18 protein-coding genes are annotated in these 17747 nt (G+C 61.5%); 16 read left to right on the top strand and 2 right to left on the bottom strand.

The genetic code is table 11. The features are described 5' to 3' along the window. The first annotated feature begins 2 nt into the window (after positions 1-2). The 5 genes from ABID19_RS25175 (at position 3) to ABID19_RS25155 (ending at position 4724) form a co-directional block, all read left to right on the top strand. On the top strand, positions 3-1133 hold the full coding sequence (locus ABID19_RS25175) for a CgeB family protein (RefSeq protein WP_352929308.1): 1131 nt from the start codon (positions 3-5) through the stop codon (positions 1131-1133). Next, positions 1130-2224: a CgeB family protein gene (locus ABID19_RS25170; RefSeq protein WP_354493611.1), complete on the top strand. Its 1095-nt coding sequence runs from the start codon at positions 1130-1132 to the stop codon at positions 2222-2224. Before ABID19_RS25175 ends, ABID19_RS25170 begins: the two co-directional genes overlap by 4 nt. Continuing rightward, entirely contained in the window at positions 2221-3330 is a 1110-nt protein-coding gene (locus tag ABID19_RS25165; protein WP_354493610.1) for a CgeB family protein, read from the top strand. Before ABID19_RS25170 ends, ABID19_RS25165 begins: the two co-directional genes overlap by 4 nt. Before the next feature lie 23 nt (positions 3331-3353). Next, entirely contained in the window at positions 3354-4400 is a 1047-nt protein-coding gene (locus tag ABID19_RS25160) for a UDP-glucuronic acid decarboxylase family protein (protein WP_354493609.1), read from the top strand. Positions 4401-4505: 105 nt separating this feature from the next. After that, entirely contained in the window at positions 4506-4724 is a 219-nt protein-coding gene (locus ABID19_RS25155; protein WP_354493607.1) for a hypothetical protein, read from the top strand. A gap of 35 nt (positions 4725-4759) precedes the next feature. On the opposite strand, the gene ABID19_RS25150 is transcribed toward ABID19_RS25155, so the two are convergent. Next, positions 4760-4930, bottom strand: coding sequence for a hypothetical protein (locus ABID19_RS25150; protein WP_354493773.1), 171 nt, complete (start codon positions 4928-4930; stop codon positions 4760-4762). Between ABID19_RS25150 and ABID19_RS25145 the strand changes: the two genes are divergently transcribed. The 10 genes from ABID19_RS25145 to ABID19_RS25100 are packed head-to-tail and all read left to right on the top strand — an operon-like array spanning position 4887 to position 14066. Then, on the top strand, positions 4887-5990 hold the full coding sequence (locus tag ABID19_RS25145; protein WP_354493606.1) for an inositol-3-phosphate synthase: 1104 nt from the start codon (positions 4887-4889) through the stop codon (positions 5988-5990). The two genes, ABID19_RS25150 and ABID19_RS25145, sit on opposite strands and share 44 nt — an antisense overlap. Then, positions 5987-6580, top strand: coding sequence for a histidine phosphatase family protein (locus ABID19_RS25140; RefSeq protein ID WP_354493605.1), 594 nt, complete (start codon positions 5987-5989; stop codon positions 6578-6580). Before ABID19_RS25145 ends, ABID19_RS25140 begins: the two co-directional genes overlap by 4 nt. A 13-nt stretch (positions 6581-6593) precedes the next feature. Beyond that, positions 6594-7697 (top strand): CgeB family protein, encoded by a 1104-nt coding sequence (locus tag ABID19_RS25135; RefSeq protein WP_354493604.1) that lies wholly within the window; start codon positions 6594-6596, stop codon positions 7695-7697. Continuing rightward, on the top strand, positions 7697-8503 hold the full coding sequence (locus ABID19_RS25130; RefSeq protein ID WP_354493602.1) for a nucleotidyltransferase family protein: 807 nt from the start codon (positions 7697-7699) through the stop codon (positions 8501-8503). The genes ABID19_RS25135 and ABID19_RS25130 overlap by 1 nt, the downstream gene beginning before the upstream one ends. A gap of 2 nt (positions 8504-8505) precedes the next feature. Next, positions 8506-9264, top strand: coding sequence for a TIGR04290 family methyltransferase (locus tag ABID19_RS25125; protein WP_354493601.1), 759 nt, complete (start codon positions 8506-8508; stop codon positions 9262-9264). After that, a complete protein-coding gene (locus ABID19_RS25120) occupies positions 9261-10193 on the top strand; it encodes a glycoside hydrolase 5 family protein (RefSeq protein WP_354493600.1) in 933 nt (310 codons plus the stop codon). The genes ABID19_RS25125 and ABID19_RS25120 overlap by 4 nt, the downstream gene beginning before the upstream one ends. 7 nt (positions 10194-10200) lie before the next feature. After that, a complete protein-coding gene (locus tag ABID19_RS25115; protein ID WP_354493599.1) occupies positions 10201-11052 on the top strand; it encodes a PIG-L deacetylase family protein in 852 nt (283 codons plus the stop codon). After that, a complete protein-coding gene (locus tag ABID19_RS25110; RefSeq protein WP_354493598.1) occupies positions 11049-12113 on the top strand; it encodes a glycosyltransferase family 4 protein in 1065 nt (354 codons plus the stop codon). Before ABID19_RS25115 ends, ABID19_RS25110 begins: the two co-directional genes overlap by 4 nt. Continuing rightward, positions 12061-13113 (top strand): GNAT family N-acetyltransferase, encoded by a 1053-nt coding sequence (locus ABID19_RS25105; protein ID WP_354493596.1) that lies wholly within the window; start codon positions 12061-12063, stop codon positions 13111-13113. Before ABID19_RS25110 ends, ABID19_RS25105 begins: the two co-directional genes overlap by 53 nt. Beyond that, on the top strand, positions 13110-14066 hold the full coding sequence (locus ABID19_RS25100; protein WP_354493595.1) for a class I SAM-dependent methyltransferase: 957 nt from the start codon (positions 13110-13112) through the stop codon (positions 14064-14066). Before ABID19_RS25105 ends, ABID19_RS25100 begins: the two co-directional genes overlap by 4 nt. Before the next feature lie 579 nt (positions 14067-14645). Here ABID19_RS25100 and ABID19_RS25095 read toward each other — a convergent pair. Further along, positions 14646-15209 carry a sigma-70 family RNA polymerase sigma factor gene (locus ABID19_RS25095; protein ID WP_354493593.1) on the bottom strand — a complete coding sequence of 188 codons (564 nt, stop codon included), beginning with the start codon at positions 15207-15209 and terminating at the stop codon, positions 14646-14648. A gap of 409 nt (positions 15210-15618) precedes the next feature. On the opposite strand from ABID19_RS25095, the gene katE reads away from it, so the two are divergent. Next, positions 15619-17730 carry a catalase gene (gene katE / locus ABID19_RS25090; RefSeq protein WP_354493592.1) on the top strand — a complete coding sequence of 704 codons (2112 nt, stop codon included), beginning with the start codon at positions 15619-15621 and terminating at the stop codon, positions 17728-17730. Positions 17731-17747 lie beyond the last annotated feature (17 nt).

The following is a 17747-nucleotide window of genomic DNA, read 5'->3' as shown; positions in this document are numbered from 1 at the left end:
CGATGCGGTTTGTATTCTATACCCATTCCGTCGTTTCCGACTGGAACCACGGCAACGCACATTTCCTGCGCGGCATCATGCGGGAGCTCGTTACGCGCGGCCACCAGGCGATCGCCCTGGAGCCCGCGGACGGCTGGAGCCGTTCGAACCTGCTGGCAGAGAAAGGCCCCTACGCGATCGAGCGCTTCAGGAAGGATTTTCCGGAGCTGATGCCGGTGACCTACGACGCCTCCTTCGACCATGAAGGCTGGGTTGCCGACGCCGATGTGGTGATCGTCCACGAATGGACGGACCCGGCCCTTGTCGCGCGCATCGGCAGGGCCAAGGCCAACGGAGGCGGTTTCACGCTTCTGTTCCACGACACCCATCATCGCGCCGTCTCGGCGACGCAGGCGATCTCGGCTCTGCGGCTGGAACATTATGACGGCGTGCTCACCTTCGGCGAAGCTTTGCGGCAAAGCTATCTTCGCGCCGGCTGGGGTAAACGTGCCTTCACCTGGCACGAGGCGGCGGATGCGCGCCTGTTCAAGCCGCATCCCGAGATCGACCCCACATCCGACGTCATCTGGATCGGCAACTGGGGCGATGACGAGCGCAGTGCCGAAATCAAGGAATTCCTGATCGGTCCGGTGGAAGAACTTGGCCTGAGCGGCACTGTTCATGGCGTGCGCTATCCACGCGAAGCGCTCGCCGATCTTGCCGCCGCCGGCCTGGGCTACGAAGGCTGGATCGCCAATGCCGACGTGCCTAAGGCATTCGCAGCACATCGCGTTACCGTCCATATCCCGCGGCGTCCGTATCGGGAGAGCCTGCCCGGAATCCCGACGATCCGCATGTTCGAGGCGCTCGCCTGCGGCATCCCGCTCGTTTCGGCGCCTTGGGCCGACGTCGAACAACTCTTCAGGCCAGGCATCGACTTCCTTTTCGCCCGCGACGGAGCCGAGATGAACCGTCATCTGCGCAATGTGCTGGACGATGCTGACCTGGCCGCCTCTCTCGTGAAATCCGGGCTCGAAACCATCCGGGCGCGACACACATGCCGGCATCGGGCGGACGAGTTGTTCGACGTGCTCGCCGAATGCGGCAATCGCCAAGCCGCCAATCCCATCGCCATAGAGGAGACAGTTGCATGAAGATTGCCTTTTACGGATCGAGCCTGCTGTCTTCCTATTGGAACGGCGCGGCGACCTATTACCGCGGATTGCTCAAGGCTCTTTCCCAGCTCGGCTACGAGATCACATTCTACGAACCGGACGTCTACGACAGGCAGAAGAACCGCGACATCGAGGCACCGGACTGGTGCAATGTCGTCATCTACGAGGCGACCCCGCATGCGCTGATGCAGGTGGCAGCAAGCGCCGGCGAAGCCGACATCGTCGTCAAGGCGAGCGGCGTAGGCTTCGAGGACGAGGTGCTGCTGCGGGCGGTTCTGGACCACGCCCGCGCCGATGCGCTGACGGTGTTCTGGGATGTCGACGCACCGGCCACTCTGGGCCAGTTGCGCGACGAACCGGACCACCCCCTGCACCGCGCGTTGCGGGAGATCGACCTTGTCCTCACCTATGGCGGCGGCGACCCCGTCGTCTGGGCCTATCGTGCGCTGGGGGCGGCCGAGTGCGTGCCGATCTACAATGCGCTCGATCCCGAAACGCATCATCCGGTAGCGAAGGATAAGCGCTTCGCTTGCGACCTCGCCTTCCTCGGCAACCGCCTGCCGGACCGCGAAGCGCGCGTCGAGGCGTTCTTCCTCGACCCGGCCAGCCGTTCGGGCGAGCAGCGTTTCCTGCTCGGCGGATCGGGTTGGGGCGACAAGCAGCTTCCGGCAAATGTCGCCTGGCTCGGCCACGTCGGCACGCGCGACCACAATGCGTTCAACGTCACACCCAAGGCGGTGCTGAACATCAGCCGCGACAGCATGGCCGCCAATGGTTTTTCACCTGCCACACGCGTCTTCGAGGCTGCGGGTGCCGGCGCATGCCTCATCACCGACGCCTGGCTCGGCGTCGAATTGTTCCTGGTCCCAGGGGAAGAGATCCTGGTGGCGCGCGACGGCGACGATGTCGCCGAAATCATGCGGACCCTCACACCCCAGCGGGCAAAGGCGATCGGCGCAGCTGCGCTTCGGCGCGTTCTGGCCGAGCATACTTATGCGTTAAGGGCAGATGTGGCCGACGCTGTCTTCAGGCGTCATTTCGAGCGCCCCACCGTGGAGGCAGCGGAATGACCAAGCGGCTCGATATCGTCTTCCTTGGCCTGTCCTTGTCCTCTTCGTGGGGAAACGGCCACGCCACGACCTTTCGGGGGTTGCTGACGGGCTTGCACGAGCTCGGCCATCGCGTCACCTTCCTCGAGCGCGACGTGCCTTGGTACGCAAACCATCGTGATCTGCGCGACCCGGATTTCTGCACGTTGCGCTACTACGAGACGACGAACGATCTTCGTGGGAAACACGCCCGCTGCCTGAAGCAGGCCGATGTCGTGGTGGTTGGGTCCTTCGTTCCGGAGGGGCGAGCAGTCGTCGACATCGCCGCGTCCTTGTGCACGGGGCAGTTCTGCTTCTACGACATCGACACGCCAGTCACGCTGGCAAAACTCGTAGCGGATGATTGCGACTACATCTGCCGGCGGCAGATTCCGTATTTCGACGTCTATTTCTCATTCACCGGCGGGCCGACGCTCGCCCGTTTGGCGGCGGACTTCGGTGCACGGCGCGCCGAGCCGCTCTACTGCTCCGTCGATCCAGAACGGCATCGCCGAACGGCCGATCCGATCTGCTGGGATCTTGGCTACCTCGGCACCTACAGCGCGGACCGGCAGCCGACGCTGGATACTCTCCTGCTTGAACCGGCAAGACGCATGCCGGACCGTCGCTTCGTCGTAGCCGGCTCCCAGTTCCCGTCCGAGACCGTCTGGCCGAGCAATGTCGATCGGATCGAGCATTTACCGCCCGCGGACCACGCCGCCTTCTACAGCCGCCAGCGCTATACGTTGAACGTCACACGCAGCTCCATGATAGCGGCTGGATGGTCTCCCAGCGTACGCCTCTTCGAGGCGGCTGCCTGTGGCACGGCGATCATCAGCGATCGCTGGCCAGGTCTGGATAGCTTCTTTCCGGCAGCCACGATCAACACCGCCGGCCAAGCCGAAGACGTGATCGGCATCCTGTCCAGGCAATCCGACCGCGCCAGGCTGGCCATGGCCAAGCGGGCACGCGAAACGATCCTGGCAGCACATACCGGCGCCGCGAGAGCTCGCGAATTCGTTTTGCTGCTGGCGCGATCAAGATCGGCACGTTCGGCCCTCGATCTGGACGTCGAAAGTGCAGCATGACTGGCAGACAGGAGAAAATAGAGATGCGGCAATCAAGAAGGACGCAACGGACCAAAACGGCGCTTGTCGCCGGCGGCGCGGGTTTCCTCGGTTCGCATCTTTGCGAAACACTGCTTCAGGCCGGCTACCGCGTGATCTGTGTCGATAACTTCCTTACCGGCCGGATGGAAAACATCATATCGATCATGGACGATCGGCGTTTTCGGTTGATCGAGCAGGATATCTGCCGACCGCTGGAAGTTACCGAGCCGGTGGACCGCATTTTCAACCTGGCATGCGCGGCATCGCCGCCGCGCTACCAAGCCGATCCGGTTCACACCACGCGAACCTGCGTGATCGGAACCCTCAATCTGCTTGAGCTAGCCGCCCGAAACAATGCGCGCTTCCTGCAGGCATCGACAAGCGAAGTGTACGGCGATCCGGAACAGCACCCGCAAAGGGAGGACTATGTCGGCCACGTGAACTGCACCGGTCCCCGCGCCTGTTATGATGAAGGCAAGCGAACCGCAGAAACCTTGTGCTTCGACTATTTGAGAACCGAAATGGCCGACATCCGGGTCGCGCGCATCTTCAACACCTATGGTCCGAGGATGGATCCTGCCGACGGCCGGATCGTCTCGAACCTGGTGATGCAGGCCCTCGAGAGGAGACCCCTGACGATATTCGGCGACGGGCTGCAGACCAGATCGTTCTGCTACGTCTCGGATCTGGTCGACGGTTTGATCCGCCTCATGGATATCGATCCCAATCCGCGCCAACCGGTCAATCTGGGCAATCCCGGGGAATTCACCGTTCTTCAGCTGGCCGGATTGGTGAGAGATATGACCCGCAGCAAGTCGGTGTTCAAATTCCTGCCACTGCCGCAAGACGACCCTCGCCGGCGGCAGCCGGACATTTCCCGTGCAAAGACCCTTCTCAACTGGTCGCCAAAGGTGCCGCTCAAGCAAGGCCTGCTGCAGACGATCGGCTATTTTACGGAGCTCGAGGCCAGCCGTAACGAGGATCGAATTGCCCCGATTGCGACAAGCGTGAGGTCCGCTCCAGGCCGACTGCAAAATCTGCCGGCCTGAAGTCAAGGAGGAGCTGCGCGTTCCGGCATGGTGATGCGAGACCAGGACGTGCGAACGCGCGCTCTCACTTTTTCTCATTGCGGGAACATCCAGCCGAGCTCGCCGTTGGGCGAGGATACCGGCATGGAGAACGGACAGGTGCATCGAAAACGATCCGCCAAGGACATCGAGCAAATGGCCGCAAGGGAAACGGCTGCCTTTCTGCGCCGTGCCTCGATCACCTATCTTGAATGCTGTGTGAGCCTGATGATGACGCATCTTGAGCGCGAGGAAGTGGCCACCATCCTGGAAAAAGAAGCGGATATGCTGCGAAAGCTCGACTGAGGCTGCGCGCTCGGGCGTCGATCGCTCAGACAGCCTCAAATGCGGCGCGCGACATGGATCCCGCCATGGAGTTCGTGATTTTTCCAGGCCGCAAGGAACATTCCTGGCAACTGGCAGTTCGGCGCGAGGAACTTACCTTTCAACAGCGATGGCGGCAGTTTCGTGGGATCGAAAAAGGTACGGATTGGAATAGCCGGCGTCGGCAATTGCGCGTCTTCTCTTGTCCAGGGCCTCTCATATTATCGGGATGCCAGAGGTAATGAGCCGATACCGGGCCTGATGCATGCCGATCTCGGCGGCTATCATGTCGATGACATCGAGGTGGTCTGTGCCTTCGACGTCGCCAAGGGCAAAGTCGGACGCGATGTGGCGGAAGCCATATACGAGGCACCCAACAACACGTTCCGCTTTGCCGACGTCTCGGCTACCGGCGTTCACGTCGAGCGCGGACCGACGCTTGACGGCATCGGCAAATATCTGCGCGATGAGATCGAGGAGGCAGACGAGCCGGTCGCGAATATCAGCGCAGTGCTGCGGGAAAGCGGCGCAGACGTGCTGGTCTCCTATCTGCCGGTCGGCTCGGAAGAGGCGACGCGTTTTTATGCCGAATGCGCGCTCGAGGCCGGCTGCGCCTTCGTCAACTGCATTCCGGTTTTCATCGCTTCGCGGCCGGAATGGCGCCAGCTCTTCGAACAGCGTGGCCTGCCGCTGATCGGCGACGACATCAAAAGCCAGGTCGGCGCGACAATCGTGCACCGGTTGCTCGCCAATCTGTTCCGTGAGCGCGGCGTCCGCATCGACCGCACCTACCAGCTGAATTTCGGCGGCAACACCGATTTCCTCAACATGCTGGAACGCGAGCGGCTGGAATCGAAAAAAATTTCGAAGACGCAATCGGTGACCAGCCAACTCGACGTTCCCCTGGAGGCCGGCAACATCCATGTCGGCCCCAGCGACCACGTGCCTTGGCTCACCGATCGAAAATGGGCCTACATCCGTGTCGAAGGCACGACGTTCGGCGGCGTGCCGCTGAATGCAGAGCTGAAACTGGAGGTGTGGGATTCACCCAACTCGGCGGGCGTCGTGATCGACGCTGTCCGCTGCGCGAAGCTGGCGCTTGACCGCGGCATCGCAGGGGCGCTGACCGGCCCCTGCAGCTATTTCATGAAGTCGCCGCCTGAGCAGTTCACCGACGCCGAAGCACGCCTGCGTACGCTCTCTTTCATCGCCGGGAGGGACGAGCCTATGCTCGATGCCGCGGAATGACGACGTTCTTCTTGATCCGCCATGCGGCGCACGACAATGTCGGCGACTATCTTGCCGGACGCATGGCTGGAGTTTGCCTTGGCGAAACCGGCAGGTCACAAGCCTTGCGGCTGGCCAGCCACATGGCGTCGGAACCGCTTGCAGCCATCTGCTGCAGCCCGCGCGAACGAACATTGGAAACCGCAAAACCGATCGCAATCGCCTGCAGCCCCGACAAGGTCACAATCTGCCAAGAGCTCGACGAGATCGACTTCGGCGCGTGGTCGGGAAAGTCCTTCGAAGAGTTGAACCGGGACGCCGACTGGCAGGTGTGGAACAGTCAACGTCAGCAGGCGAGGACGCCCGGCGGCGAGACTATGCTGGACGTTCAGCAACGTATCATGTCGCTGATGCAGAAGCTTCGCACGCGCTATCAGAACCAGTCCGTGGCGCTGGTCAGCCACGCCGATGTGATCAAGGCTGCCGTCTGCAAGGTGCTCGGCTTGCCGCTGGGAGACTGTTTTCGCTTCGACATCGACCCCGCTTCGATCACCACGATCGTATCCGGTGACTGGGGCTCCAAGCTGATCCGATTAAACGAAGCCGCCTGACGAGGACTGCCGGATGCGAATGGTCATTTTCGGTCTCACCGTCACCTCCTCGTGGGGAAACGGACACGCAACGCTGTGGCGCGGGCTGATCCGGGCGCTCGGCGGGCTGGGCTGGTCCGTCACCTTCTTCGAACGCAACACTCCTTATTATGCCGGCGCGCGCGATCTTGATCATCTCGATGGCGGCAATGTCGTTCTCTATCCGGATTGGGAAGACATTCGCCATGTCGCGGAACAGGCGATCGGGCAATCGGACGTCGTCATCGTCACGTCCTATTGCCCCGACGCCATCGAGGCATCACGCCTGGCGCAGCAGACCTGTCACGGCCTGAAGGTCTTTTACGATCTTGACACCCCGGTCACACTCGCCCGGATCGAGCAAGGTCAACGGCCGGCATATTACGGGCCCGAAGGCCTTCGCGATTTCGATCTTGTCCTGAGCTACACCGGGGGAACCGCAATCGACGCGCTCAAGACACTTTTGGGCGCGCGCCATGTCCTGCCTCTCTACGGCCATGTCGATCCCGAGCGGCACCGCCCGGCGCAGCCCCGGGCCGAATTTGCCGGGGATCTGTCCTATCTCGGAACCTATGCCGCAGATCGCCAGGCCGGCGTCGAAAAGCTGCTGGTGCACACGGCAGCGCGCCTGCCGGACCACCGCTTCGTCATCGGCGGCGCCCAATACCCGCACGAATTTCCATGGAGCGACAACATCTTCTTTGTCAGGCACCTTCCGCCTGCGGATCATCCGGCCTTCTTCTGCTCATCGCGTCTGACGCTGAACGTGACCCGGGAGGCGATGGCAAAGAGGGGCTGGTGTCCTTCGGGCAGGCTGTTCGAGGCGGCAGCCTGTGGCGCGGCGATCGTGAGCGACACATGGCCCGGTCTGAGCAGTTTTTTTCAACCCGGCAGCGAGATCATCCTGGCGGACACCACCGATGACGTGGTCGCGGCAGTCTGCCTGCCCGACAGCGAAATTGACGCGATCCGGCGTCGTGCGCGCGAGCGGGTGCTGGACGAGCACACCTCTGCGCAGCGCGCCATGGAACTGGACCGCCTTCTGTCCGATTCACTGCAGGGCTCGACGGCGGGCGAGCCGTTGAAGGAAGCAATCTGATGTTGGGCATCGTCCCTGCTGCCGGGCGTGGCAGCCGCATTCAGCCGCTCGGCTTCTCGAAGGAATTGCTGCCGGTCGGCAGCCGCATCGACGGCCAGACCGAGCGTCCCTGCGCGGTGAGCGAATATCTGGTGCGTCGCATGGTGCGCAACGGCGTCGACAAGATCTGCTTCGTCATCGGTTCGGGAAAATCGGATATCCTCGAATATTATGCTGCCGGCTACAGCGACGCCTCCGCACTGTTTGTCGTGCAGCCCGCTCCTACCGGTCTTTGCGATGCGATCTTCCGCGCCGCGCCGCTCGTCGCGCCGGACGAGACGGTTCTGATCGGCCTGCCAGATACGATCTGGTTTCCGGAAGATGGCTTTTGCCGCATGCCGGACGACCGGCTGTCGTTTCTACTCTTCCCGGTGGATCGCCCGGAACTCTTCGATGCCGTCGTTCTCGACCAGGATGACCGAGTGAGAGAGATCCAGGTCAAGCAGCAGGACGCCGCAACGAACTGGATTTGGGGTGCATTCAAAATGCCCGGCCGCATCTTTCATCAGCTTGCGACGCTCTGGCGCGAGCGGGACCGCTATGACGAATACGTCGGCACATTGATCAACGCCTATCTAGCAACCGGCGGCGAAGCTTATGGCGTCAAGGCAGGCACCGCCTATGTCGACGTTGGGACTTTTAACGGCTACCGCACGGCACTTCGGCTGCTTGAAAATAACGACACTATTTTGGAGAATCCGAAAGACCTCCTATTCGTGCTGCAAGGGCAGTCGCAGATACCAAGCCTTCCAGGCGAAGGAGGCTAGCGATGCTGCATTCCAATGCCGAAATCCGCCGCCGCATCGATGCCCTGGGCCCGTGGTTCCACAATATGGAGTTGGCGGGCGTCGAAACCGCCCCCGACCATTTCCTCGGCAATTACCCATTGATCAAATGGCGCAAGTTCGCCGACGCCATTCCGGCCGATCTGTCCGGCAAGGCCGTGCTCGATATAGGCTGCAACGCCGGCTTCTACTCGATCGAGATGAAGCGACGCGGCGCCGGCCGCGTCCTCGGCATCGATTTCGATGAAGCCTATCTGGCGCAAGCGCGCTTCGCCGCCGAGATCGCGGACTGCGACATCGAATTCCAGCAGCTGTCGGTCTACGACGTCGGCGCCCTGCGGGAGAAATTCGAGATCGTCCTGTTCATGGGTGTGCTGTATCACCTGCGTCACCCGCTGCTCGCTCTCGACCTGATCCGCGAGCACGTCGCCGGCGACCTGATGATCTTCCAGTCCATGCAGCGCGGCAGCACCGATCTGCCTGCACTCGATGAGAATTATCCCTTCTGGACACACGATCTGTTCGACCGACCGGAGTTTCCGAAGCTGCATTTCATCGAGCATCGCTATGCTGACGACCCGACCAACTGGTGGGTTCCCAATCGCGCCTGCACGGAGGCGATGCTGCGCAGCGCCGGCTTCGAGATCGTGCTGCACCCGGAGCAGGAGGTCTATTTCTGCCGCGCAGCCGATGAGCCGGCCGGCGGCGGCGCCGTCTACCCTTGGAAAGGACCAACTTCATGATTGAAGCCGCGATGATCTGGAACGAGCCAAACAACAAGTCCCATTGGGACCCCGAACTCGACCCCGACTGGAGCCGCTTCGCCAATATGGCAATACTGGCCGCTGATGCGATCGCAGCGGAAAACCCCGCCGTGACCAAGATCCTGGGCGGCATTTCGCCGATCGATGCCGATTTCATGGCGCTCATGAAGCAGTATGGCGTGCTGGATCACGTCGATGCCGTCGGCGTGCATGGCTTCCCGCTCGACTGGAACCTTTGGCAGATTCAGGAATGGCCGCAGAAGATCGGCGAGATTTCGACCGTCACCGATCTTCCCGTATGGGTCAGCGAAGTTGGCGTGTCGAGCTTCGGTGCCGAGGAGGTCCAGCTCTGGGGCTTGCGCCGGACCGCCGAACTGCTGCTCGGCAATGCGCCGCACATCCAATGGTATAGCCTCTACGACCTTCCGCGCGAATGGGGGGCAACGACGCGTCACCGCGAAGCGGAAGGCTCCTCCTACTATCGCCACTTCTACATGGGCCTGCTGCGCGAAGACGGCACGCCCAAACCCGCGCTCGAGGAATTCCTGCGTTACACCCCGGCCATGGGACTGGCGCAGTGGTTTCATTTTGAAGATCCCCGGCTGGACGACGCCGTCGCCTGGCTGAAGCGTTTGGGCGTCACCAGTCTGCGTACCGGGCTTTCCTGGGCCGATAGTTTCAGGCCGAATGCGCTGGACTGGTACGACCGGCAAATGGAAGCGCTGGCCGATTTCGACGTGACCGTCACCTTCTGCTTCACGCCCGAGCATCGCGGAATGATGCCGCATCACACCAGTCCGCCGCTGGTGCCGGAGGAGTTCGCGGAATTCTGTGCGACGATGATCCGTCGCTATGCTCCCGGCATGGCTGTCTCGCCGGTCAGATCTGTGCGAGCTTCGGCAGCATGAGTGTGTCATGCAACGCCAAGCTGACAGGTCTGGAACGCTTGCCGAATTCGCGGCTCTGTTGCTAGGCACCGCACCGCACTCGTCGGACGGTGCCGAAATCATGATCGTTGTCGCGCATCCTGACGACGAGACCATCGGCATCGGCGGGCATCTTGCCGGATTGCGCGGATCTCGCATCGTTCATGTCACCGACGGCGCGCCGCGAGATCTTGACGACGCGCGGGCGCACGGCTTCGAGACGTGGCAGGACTACGCCGCGGCCCGCCAGAGGGAGTTGGAGACGGCGTTGTCGGCAGCGGGTTTTCCGTCGAAGGGACTGATCAGCCTCGGTTATCCCGACAAGCAAGCCGCCGGAAACCTTAGCTCGCTCGCACGGGAACTGATCGGCCTTTTGGCCGATCGCGATGTCAGCTTCGTCTGTACGCATCCTTATGAAGGTGGTCACCCTGATCATGACGCGACCGCCTTTGCCGTCCATGCGGCCTGCCATTTACTGCGCCGCGACGGACGCCAGGCGCCGGCCATCATCGAAATGGCGTTCTATTGCGCCGGACGCGAGGGCGCGGTCCTTCAGGACTTCAACAGTGATCTCGACATTGAGTGCATCGAACTGCACCTTACGGAAGCCGCTTTCGAACGCAAGCAATGCATGCTGGCCTGTCACCGGACGCAACAACGGACGCTGGCGCCGTTTGCAGCGCGCGTCGAACGTTTCCGGGTGGCGCCCGCCTATGATTTTTTGGCGCTGCCGAACAACGGCAGGCTTTATTACGATGCACTGCCGCTCGGCTTCGAGCCGGCGGTTTGGCTCCACGCCGCGGCGGCTGCGTATGAGGAGCTTCGGCTCGACCGGCCATGACCCTCACCGTCCTCAATGTCGCCTACTCTCTCGCGCCAGTCGGCCCGGATGCGGTTGGCGGTGCCGAGCAGGTCCTATCGACGCTCGATCAGGCACTCGTGCGCGCGGGACACGGTTCGATCGTGATCGGCTGCCAAGGCTCCAAAGCGGCAGGGGCCCTCATCGAGACACCTGCTGAACCAGGCGTGCTCGACGATGCGGCGAAGATACGTGCACAGCGCTCCCACCGCGCCGCGATAGAAGTCGCACGCGCCCGTTGGCCAATCGACGTGATCCATCTGCACGGCATCGATTTTGATGCCTACCTGCCTGATCATGGTCCGACACTGGTAAGCCTGCATCTGCCGCTCGACTGGTATCCGGCCGATGCTTTGCGCCCGCTACGCGACGATCTATGGCTTCATGCCGTCTCAGAGGCCCAGCAGAGAACCGCACCACCAGGCGCCAGGCTGGTCGCCCCCATTCCAAACGGCGTCGACATCGACGCGCTGAGCGGTCGGCAGTCCAAGCGCAACTTCGCGCTGGTGCTCAGCCGCATCTGCCCGGAAAAGGGTATCCATCTGGCGCTGGACGCAGCCAAACAGGCTGACGTGCCGCTGGTCATCGGCGGCAAGGTCTACCCTTATGAAACGCACACGCTGTACTTTCGTGACCAAGTCCAGCCGCGTCTCGACAAGCGGCGCCGCTTCCTCGGTCCGCTCGGCTTCACCGCGAAGCGGCGCTTTCTCAATGCCGCCCGCTGCCTGGTCATTCCCAGCCTAGCCGCGGAAACCAGCTCGCTGGTCGCGATGGAGGCGCTGGCCTGCGGTACGCCGGTCGTCGCCTTTCCAAATGGCGCGCTGCCGGATGTGGTCGAGCACGGCAAGACGGGATTTCTGGTAAACGACGTCGACCAGATGGCTGACGCCATCGTCGCAGCAACCAGCCTGGACGCCGAGACATGCCGGGCCGAGGCGCGCCGGCGCTTTTCGCTCGATCGCATGATTTCGTCTTATCTGGACGCCTATCATGCGCTGGCAGGACTTGGCGCCAGCCGTAGGCGCCTCGCGACGGCGCAGTGAGTGCGTCTTCGTGTTCCGCTCCGAGATCATCGACGATGCGGCCGCCTTCGAGGCTCTGGCGCCGCGCTGGTGGGAGCTGTGGGCGCACAGCCGGACGGCGACGCCGTTCCAATGCCCCGCCTGGCTAATACCGTGGTGGCGCGCATTCGCGCCGGGAGAGCTGGCGGCGATCGCCGTCTGGCGTGGCGACGATCTGGTGGGATTGGCGCCGTTCTACCTGGAGAATAAGTCTTCCGGTCCGCGACTGCTTCCGGTCGGGATTTCGTTGAGCGACTATCTGGATGTCCTGTGTTCCCCCGGCATCGAAGCGGCGGTCGCCGCCGCCATCGCCGACCGGGCTCTCGCGATCGAGTGGTCACAATGGATTTTGCCGGACCTACCGGCCGGTGCTGCGGGTTTCGCCATTACGCACCCTGCGCTGGAGGCGGGTGAACTCATCGATCATGCGGCTTGTCCCGTGCTCCCGATCGCCGGTGACGATGCGCTTGCGGTCTGCATTCCGGCGCGGAGAAGACGCCAGCTACGCCGCGCGCATAAAGCCGCATGCAGGCGCGGCTGCGTCTCCATCATGCCGGCGCATGCCGATCCCAAAGCATTCTTCGATCACCTGATCCGCCTTCACGGTGCGCGTTGGGCCGGGCACGGCGACGGCGTGCTGGCCGATCCGGCTGCAGAAGAATTCCATCGTCAGGCGCTTCCTCTGCTTGCCGCACAAGGCCTTGCCCGATGCTGGCTTGTCGCCATCGACGATGCGGTCGTCGGCGCCTATTACGGATTTCACCATCGGCACCGGGCCTATGCCTATCTCGGCGGTTTTGATCCGGCCCATGCAGAGGAAAGCCCCGGCGCAATCCTGATCGGTCACGCGATTGCCGAGGCGGCTCGTGAAGGGGCGCGGGAGTTCGATTTTCTGCGCGGCCAGGAAACCTACAAGTATGGTTGGGGTGCCGTCGACCAATGGACGATGCGAAGGGTCTGGACGCGGGGCATGGCTCAATGAGCGCGACTGGACGAAAACCATCGCCACAGGCGTCGACAGCAAGAATGGTGCTCGATGAGTGCATGGCCGACGGCGCCTGCGTCGAAGCCGTCATTGCCAGACTGGCGCTTCGCTTCGAGACGGGGATCGATGCGGCAGAATTGGCCGATGTGGCGCTGGGCATGTATTCCGCCGACGTTCGAAAACGCGACAGACTGGAGCGGATCTCCGAGCTGCTGCGTCACAGGCCTGACATCTTTGCCATGCTGCGTGAAACAGGCGCGGCCGTTCGCCACGAACGTCATGAGGAGGAAACGGATGCAGCCGTCGTCAGGCGGCTGGCCTCCGGCTTTGATGCCGCGGCGGCGATTTCGCTGGCGGCGAGCGTTCAGCTTTCTTCGTTGGGAGATGAGGAGAACCTCGCCGCAGCCACCGACGAGGTGGTAGCGTGGCTGGCAGCACAGGGCTTCACCGGCACCGATCGTGATATTCTGGACATCGGTTGTGGCATCGGGCGTTTCGAAAGCGCGCTTTCCAGCGCGGCGCACCGGATCGTCGGCATCGACATATCCTCAAAGATGATTTCGATCGCTCGTCAGCGATGTGCCAGTTTGCGCAATGTGGAAGTGCGGCCGACCTCCGGTCTCGATCTTGCCGATTTCGGCAATGCAAGCTTCGATTGCGTGCTGGCTGTCGACAGCTTCCCCTATCTGGTGCTGGCCGGCTTGGCGGAGCGGTATTTCAAGGAGATTGCGCGTGTTCTGAAGACGTCAGGCATGGCGGCACTTCTGAATTACTCCTATCGCGGATCGCCGGCGCTGGATCGCGCCGATGTTCACCGCCTCGCCAAAGTCCACGGCATGCAAATGGTGGTGAACGGCGAGAAGCCGTTCCGGCTTTGGGATGGCAATGCCTTTCTTCTTGCTGCATCCGACGGAACATTACGGGCCAATAACTGTTCGGGCGTCAAATAGAAAAGGCACCTGTGAGTGCCGACGATCCGAAGGAGGACGAAGTGGCATGCGGCGGCAAGAGAGATATCATCTCGGCCGTCGAAGCGACGGCTCGCTGACCGAATTTGGCTCAATGGCAGTCGGATCAACTCCGATCAGGAGCACCCCGCAGATCGGCTGTCTTAAGACCGACTGCTGCGCCCAGACGCGAATCATGACCAGTGGCTGAAGTCGCGAGAGACGAAAATTGCCGGGGAGGAAGAGAGGGAAATGCATGCGCTTTCCCGAAGAACCAGCGGCTTCGAAAACAATGCTGTGCAAGGCTCGGCGCTAACTGTGAGAACGGCGCGTGAATCCTTGCAAACTCTGATTGCTGACACCACACTGGTGAAGGGACCAATTCGTTAAGAGAACACGATGTCTCGCTCGAGCGACGATACCATCAGCCCGCGAAACCGGCTGGCAATAGACCGGAAGATCGCATCTCTGCTGACTGCGATCGAGCAGGAAAAGGTTCCCGATCGATTGACCGACCTTGCAGTTCAATTGCAGAACGCGCTTGTCGAGAAGCGTCGATGCAAGACAAAGAATGAGGACTAATTATCGACGCCTGTCGACCGCGAAATTTCCCTCCGCTTCGGACAGGTGATTGCGTCTTTCCACCAATGTCTGCGGCGAACTTTCGCCGAGGTATTCCAGGACGCCAGCGCGCGCTCGGTTGAGGCGGCTCTTTACCGTCCCCACCGCGCAACCGCATATTTCGGCAGTTTCTTCATAGCTGACGCCAAGAACCCCGATCAACATCAGGACCTCGCGTTGATGTTCCGGCAGCTTCTGGACCGCGCCATAGACTTCCTTGCTCTGAACGGACCACTCCTGTGTAGCTTCCGAAACCGGGATCAAAGAGGCGCAGTCAAGCAGACCGGGTCTTTCCCTGTCGGCCGCTTTGATGCGCGTATAATAAGTATTGCGCATGATGGTGAAGAGCCACGACTTCATACGAGTCCCGGGCTCGAACCTGTCGATGTTGGCGAGCCCCTTGGTCAACGTCTCCTGAACCAGGTCGTCGGCATCGTCAGGAACGCGGCAAAAGGTGCGGGCGAAGGCTCGCAAGGCAGGTATCAGGTCAACGATGGAAACTTCATCCATTTCCTGGTTGGCCAAGGCGTACCCCCTGGAGGACAATGGTCCAACTCCCAGCAAGAACGAGTTGATGAACGTAGACCTAGCTAAATGCATGAAGGTTTGGATCGTTCCGGACATTGAAATAAGTCGCTAGAAAATCTCGGATGGGCGAACTAAGCACGGGCGCACCTGTGCGACCGAGTTCCTGTTGCGACGAATCCCGCCGGTTCGATTGAGACATCGCGCGCGCTTCCGGTCGTCCTGTCAGGTCCTACTCTCCGATCCCCATTGTCACGGGAACGTTCCGCCCTTGTGGGCAGGCAGTGACTTCGATCGCCACTTTTCGGCGAGAAAAGCCGGCAGTCTTTTGCTGGAACAAAGCCGCGCACCGACAGTTCGACGGCTTGAGCCGGTGGTTCCGGCCTTCATCCATCGAGGAGCGATAATCATGGCCCAATCCCGGCAACGTTCAGAAAGTCGGCCCGCGACCAGTCGCGACCAAAATGTCGGGCGAGGAAGCGGCGGTGAGCTTCACCAAACCGCGGAAGGCGAAATCCCCGCCCTCACCACTGCGCTCGGCACCCCTGTCTCCGACGATCAGAACACGCTGAAGATCGGCGAGCGTGGCCCGTCGCTGATCGAGGATTTCCACTTTCGTGACAAGATCTTCCATTTCGATCACGAGCGGATTCCCGAGCGGGTCGTTCATGCTCGCGGCTACGGCGCACACGGTTATTTTGAAACCTATGAATCGCTCGCCAAATACACGCGCGCCGACATCTTCCAGCGAGCCGGCGAAAAGACGCCGGTCTTCGTGCGCTTCTCGACAGTCGCCGGCAACAAGGGCTCGTTCGACCTGGCCCGCGACGTGCGCGGCTTCGCCGTAAAGCTCTATACCAAGGAAGGCAATTGGGACCTGGTCGGCAACAACATCCCGGTTTTCTTCATCCAGGACGCGATCAAGTTTCCCGACCTGATCCATGCCGCCAAGCAGGAGCCGGACCGCGACTTCCCGCAGGCTCAAACCGCGCATGACAATTTTTGGGACTTCATCAGTCTGATGCCCGAATCGATGCACATGATCATGTGGATCATGTCCGACCGTGCGATCCCTCGCTCCTTCCGGTTCATGCAGGGTTTTGGCGTCCACACCTTCCGCTTCGTCAACGCCGACGACGAATCCACTTTCGTCAAATTCATCTGGAAACCAAAGCTGGGCATGCAGTCGGTTGTCTGGAACGAAGCAGTCAAGATCAACGGCGCCGATCCGGATTTCCATCGCCGCGACCTGTGGGAGGCGATCCAGTCCGGCAACTTCCCGGAGTGGGAACTTACCGTGCAGCTCTTCGATCAGGATTTTGCGGACAAATTCGACTTCGACGTCCTCGACGCCACCAAGATCATTCCCGAGGAGATCATCGAGCCGATCCCCGTCGGCCGACTGGTCCTGGATCGTATGCCCGACAATTTCTTCGCCGAGACCGAGCAGGTTGCGTTCATGACACAAAACGTGCCGCCCGGCATTGATTTTTCCAATGACCCGCTGCTGCAGGGGCGCAATTTTTCATATCTCGATACCCAGTTGAAGCGGCTCGGCAGCCCGAATTTTACCCACCTTCCGATCAATGCCCCAAAGTGCCCGTTTGCTCATTTTCAGCAGGACGGGCACATGGCCATGCATAACCCGGTAGGCCGCGCCAATTATGAGCCGAATTCGTGGGGCATGGGTCCGCGCGAAGATCCCCGGCGCGGCTTCCGTTCTTTTGCCGATGCCGAGCAGGGGCAGAAAGTGAGGTTGCGGGCAGAGAGCTTCGCCGACCACTACAGCCAGGCGCGGCTGTTCTTCAACAGCCAGACGCCTCCGGAACAACGCCACATCGCCATGGCTTTGACGTTCGAGCTGAGCAAGGTCCAGACACCGGCAATCCGTGAGCGAATGGTCTCCCATCTGCTCAACATCGACGAGGCGCTGGCGGCCAACGTCGCCGACAAGCTTGGCATGCGAAAGATGCCCAATCCGGCGGACACTGCCGTGCCGCCACGGGACGACCTGGAGCCCTCGCCGGCACTTAGCATCATCGAAAACGGACCGGAGAGCTTCAGAGGCCGCAAGGTTGGCGTATTGGTCAGCGACGGGGTGGATGCGGCGCTGTTCGAGCAACTCCGATCCGCGATCGAAACGGAAGGCGCAGTTATGGAGGTTATCGCCGCAAAGGTCGGCGGCGTAGATGCGGCCGACGGGACGCAAATCGAAGCGAAGCACATGATCGATGGCGGACCATCGGTCCTGTTTGACGCGGTCGTGCTTATGCTCTCGGAACCGGGCGCCCAACTGCTGGCCAAGGAAGCCGCGGCGAAGGATTTCGTCTCCGACGCCTTCGCGCATTGCAAATTCATCGGTTTCACGTCGGGAGCCGAACCGCTGCTGGCCAAGGCAGGTGTCGATGCGGATGCGGACGAAGGGCTGATAAGGCTGGAATCAAAAGAGGCAGCTGAGGAATTTGTACAGGCCTGCCGGAGGTTGCGGCTGTGGGCGCGAGAGGCAGCCGTCAAGCTCTGAGGCCGGTGCATTCCGGC

The sequence above is a fragment of the Mesorhizobium robiniae genome (assembly GCF_040545535.1).
GTDB classification, from domain to species: Bacteria; Pseudomonadota; Alphaproteobacteria; order Rhizobiales; family Rhizobiaceae; genus Mesorhizobium; species Mesorhizobium robiniae.
Note: the sequence above shows the minus strand (reverse complement) of the source record. Positions and strands in the feature narration are given on the sequence as shown.

Coding starts and splice junctions, on each gene's coding strand:
- ABID19_RS25175 (WP_352929308.1), top strand. CDS start 3: ATGCGGTTTGTATTCTATACCCATTCCGTCGTTTCCGACTGGAACCAC.
- ABID19_RS25170 (WP_354493611.1), top strand. CDS start 1,130: ATGAAGATTGCCTTTTACGGATCGAGCCTGCTGTCTTCCTATTGGAAC.
- ABID19_RS25165 (WP_354493610.1), top strand. CDS start 2,221: ATGACCAAGCGGCTCGATATCGTCTTCCTTGGCCTGTCCTTGTCCTCT.
- ABID19_RS25160 (WP_354493609.1), top strand. CDS start 3,354: ATGCGGCAATCAAGAAGGACGCAACGGACCAAAACGGCGCTTGTCGCC.
- ABID19_RS25140 (WP_354493605.1), top strand. CDS start 5,987: ATGACGACGTTCTTCTTGATCCGCCATGCGGCGCACGACAATGTCGGC.
- ABID19_RS25135 (WP_354493604.1), top strand. CDS start 6,594: ATGCGAATGGTCATTTTCGGTCTCACCGTCACCTCCTCGTGGGGAAAC.
- ABID19_RS25130 (WP_354493602.1), top strand. CDS start 7,697: ATGTTGGGCATCGTCCCTGCTGCCGGGCGTGGCAGCCGCATTCAGCCG.
- ABID19_RS25125 (WP_354493601.1), top strand. CDS start 8,506: ATGCTGCATTCCAATGCCGAAATCCGCCGCCGCATCGATGCCCTGGGC.
- ABID19_RS25120 (WP_354493600.1), top strand. CDS start 9,261: ATGATTGAAGCCGCGATGATCTGGAACGAGCCAAACAACAAGTCCCAT.
- ABID19_RS25115 (WP_354493599.1), top strand. CDS start 10,201: ATGCAACGCCAAGCTGACAGGTCTGGAACGCTTGCCGAATTCGCGGCT.
- ABID19_RS25110 (WP_354493598.1), top strand. CDS start 11,049: ATGACCCTCACCGTCCTCAATGTCGCCTACTCTCTCGCGCCAGTCGGC.
- ABID19_RS25105 (WP_354493596.1), top strand. CDS start 12,061: ATGCGCTGGCAGGACTTGGCGCCAGCCGTAGGCGCCTCGCGACGGCGC.
- ABID19_RS25100 (WP_354493595.1), top strand. CDS start 13,110: ATGAGCGCGACTGGACGAAAACCATCGCCACAGGCGTCGACAGCAAGA.
- katE (WP_354493592.1), top strand. CDS start 15,619: ATGGCCCAATCCCGGCAACGTTCAGAAAGTCGGCCCGCGACCAGTCGC.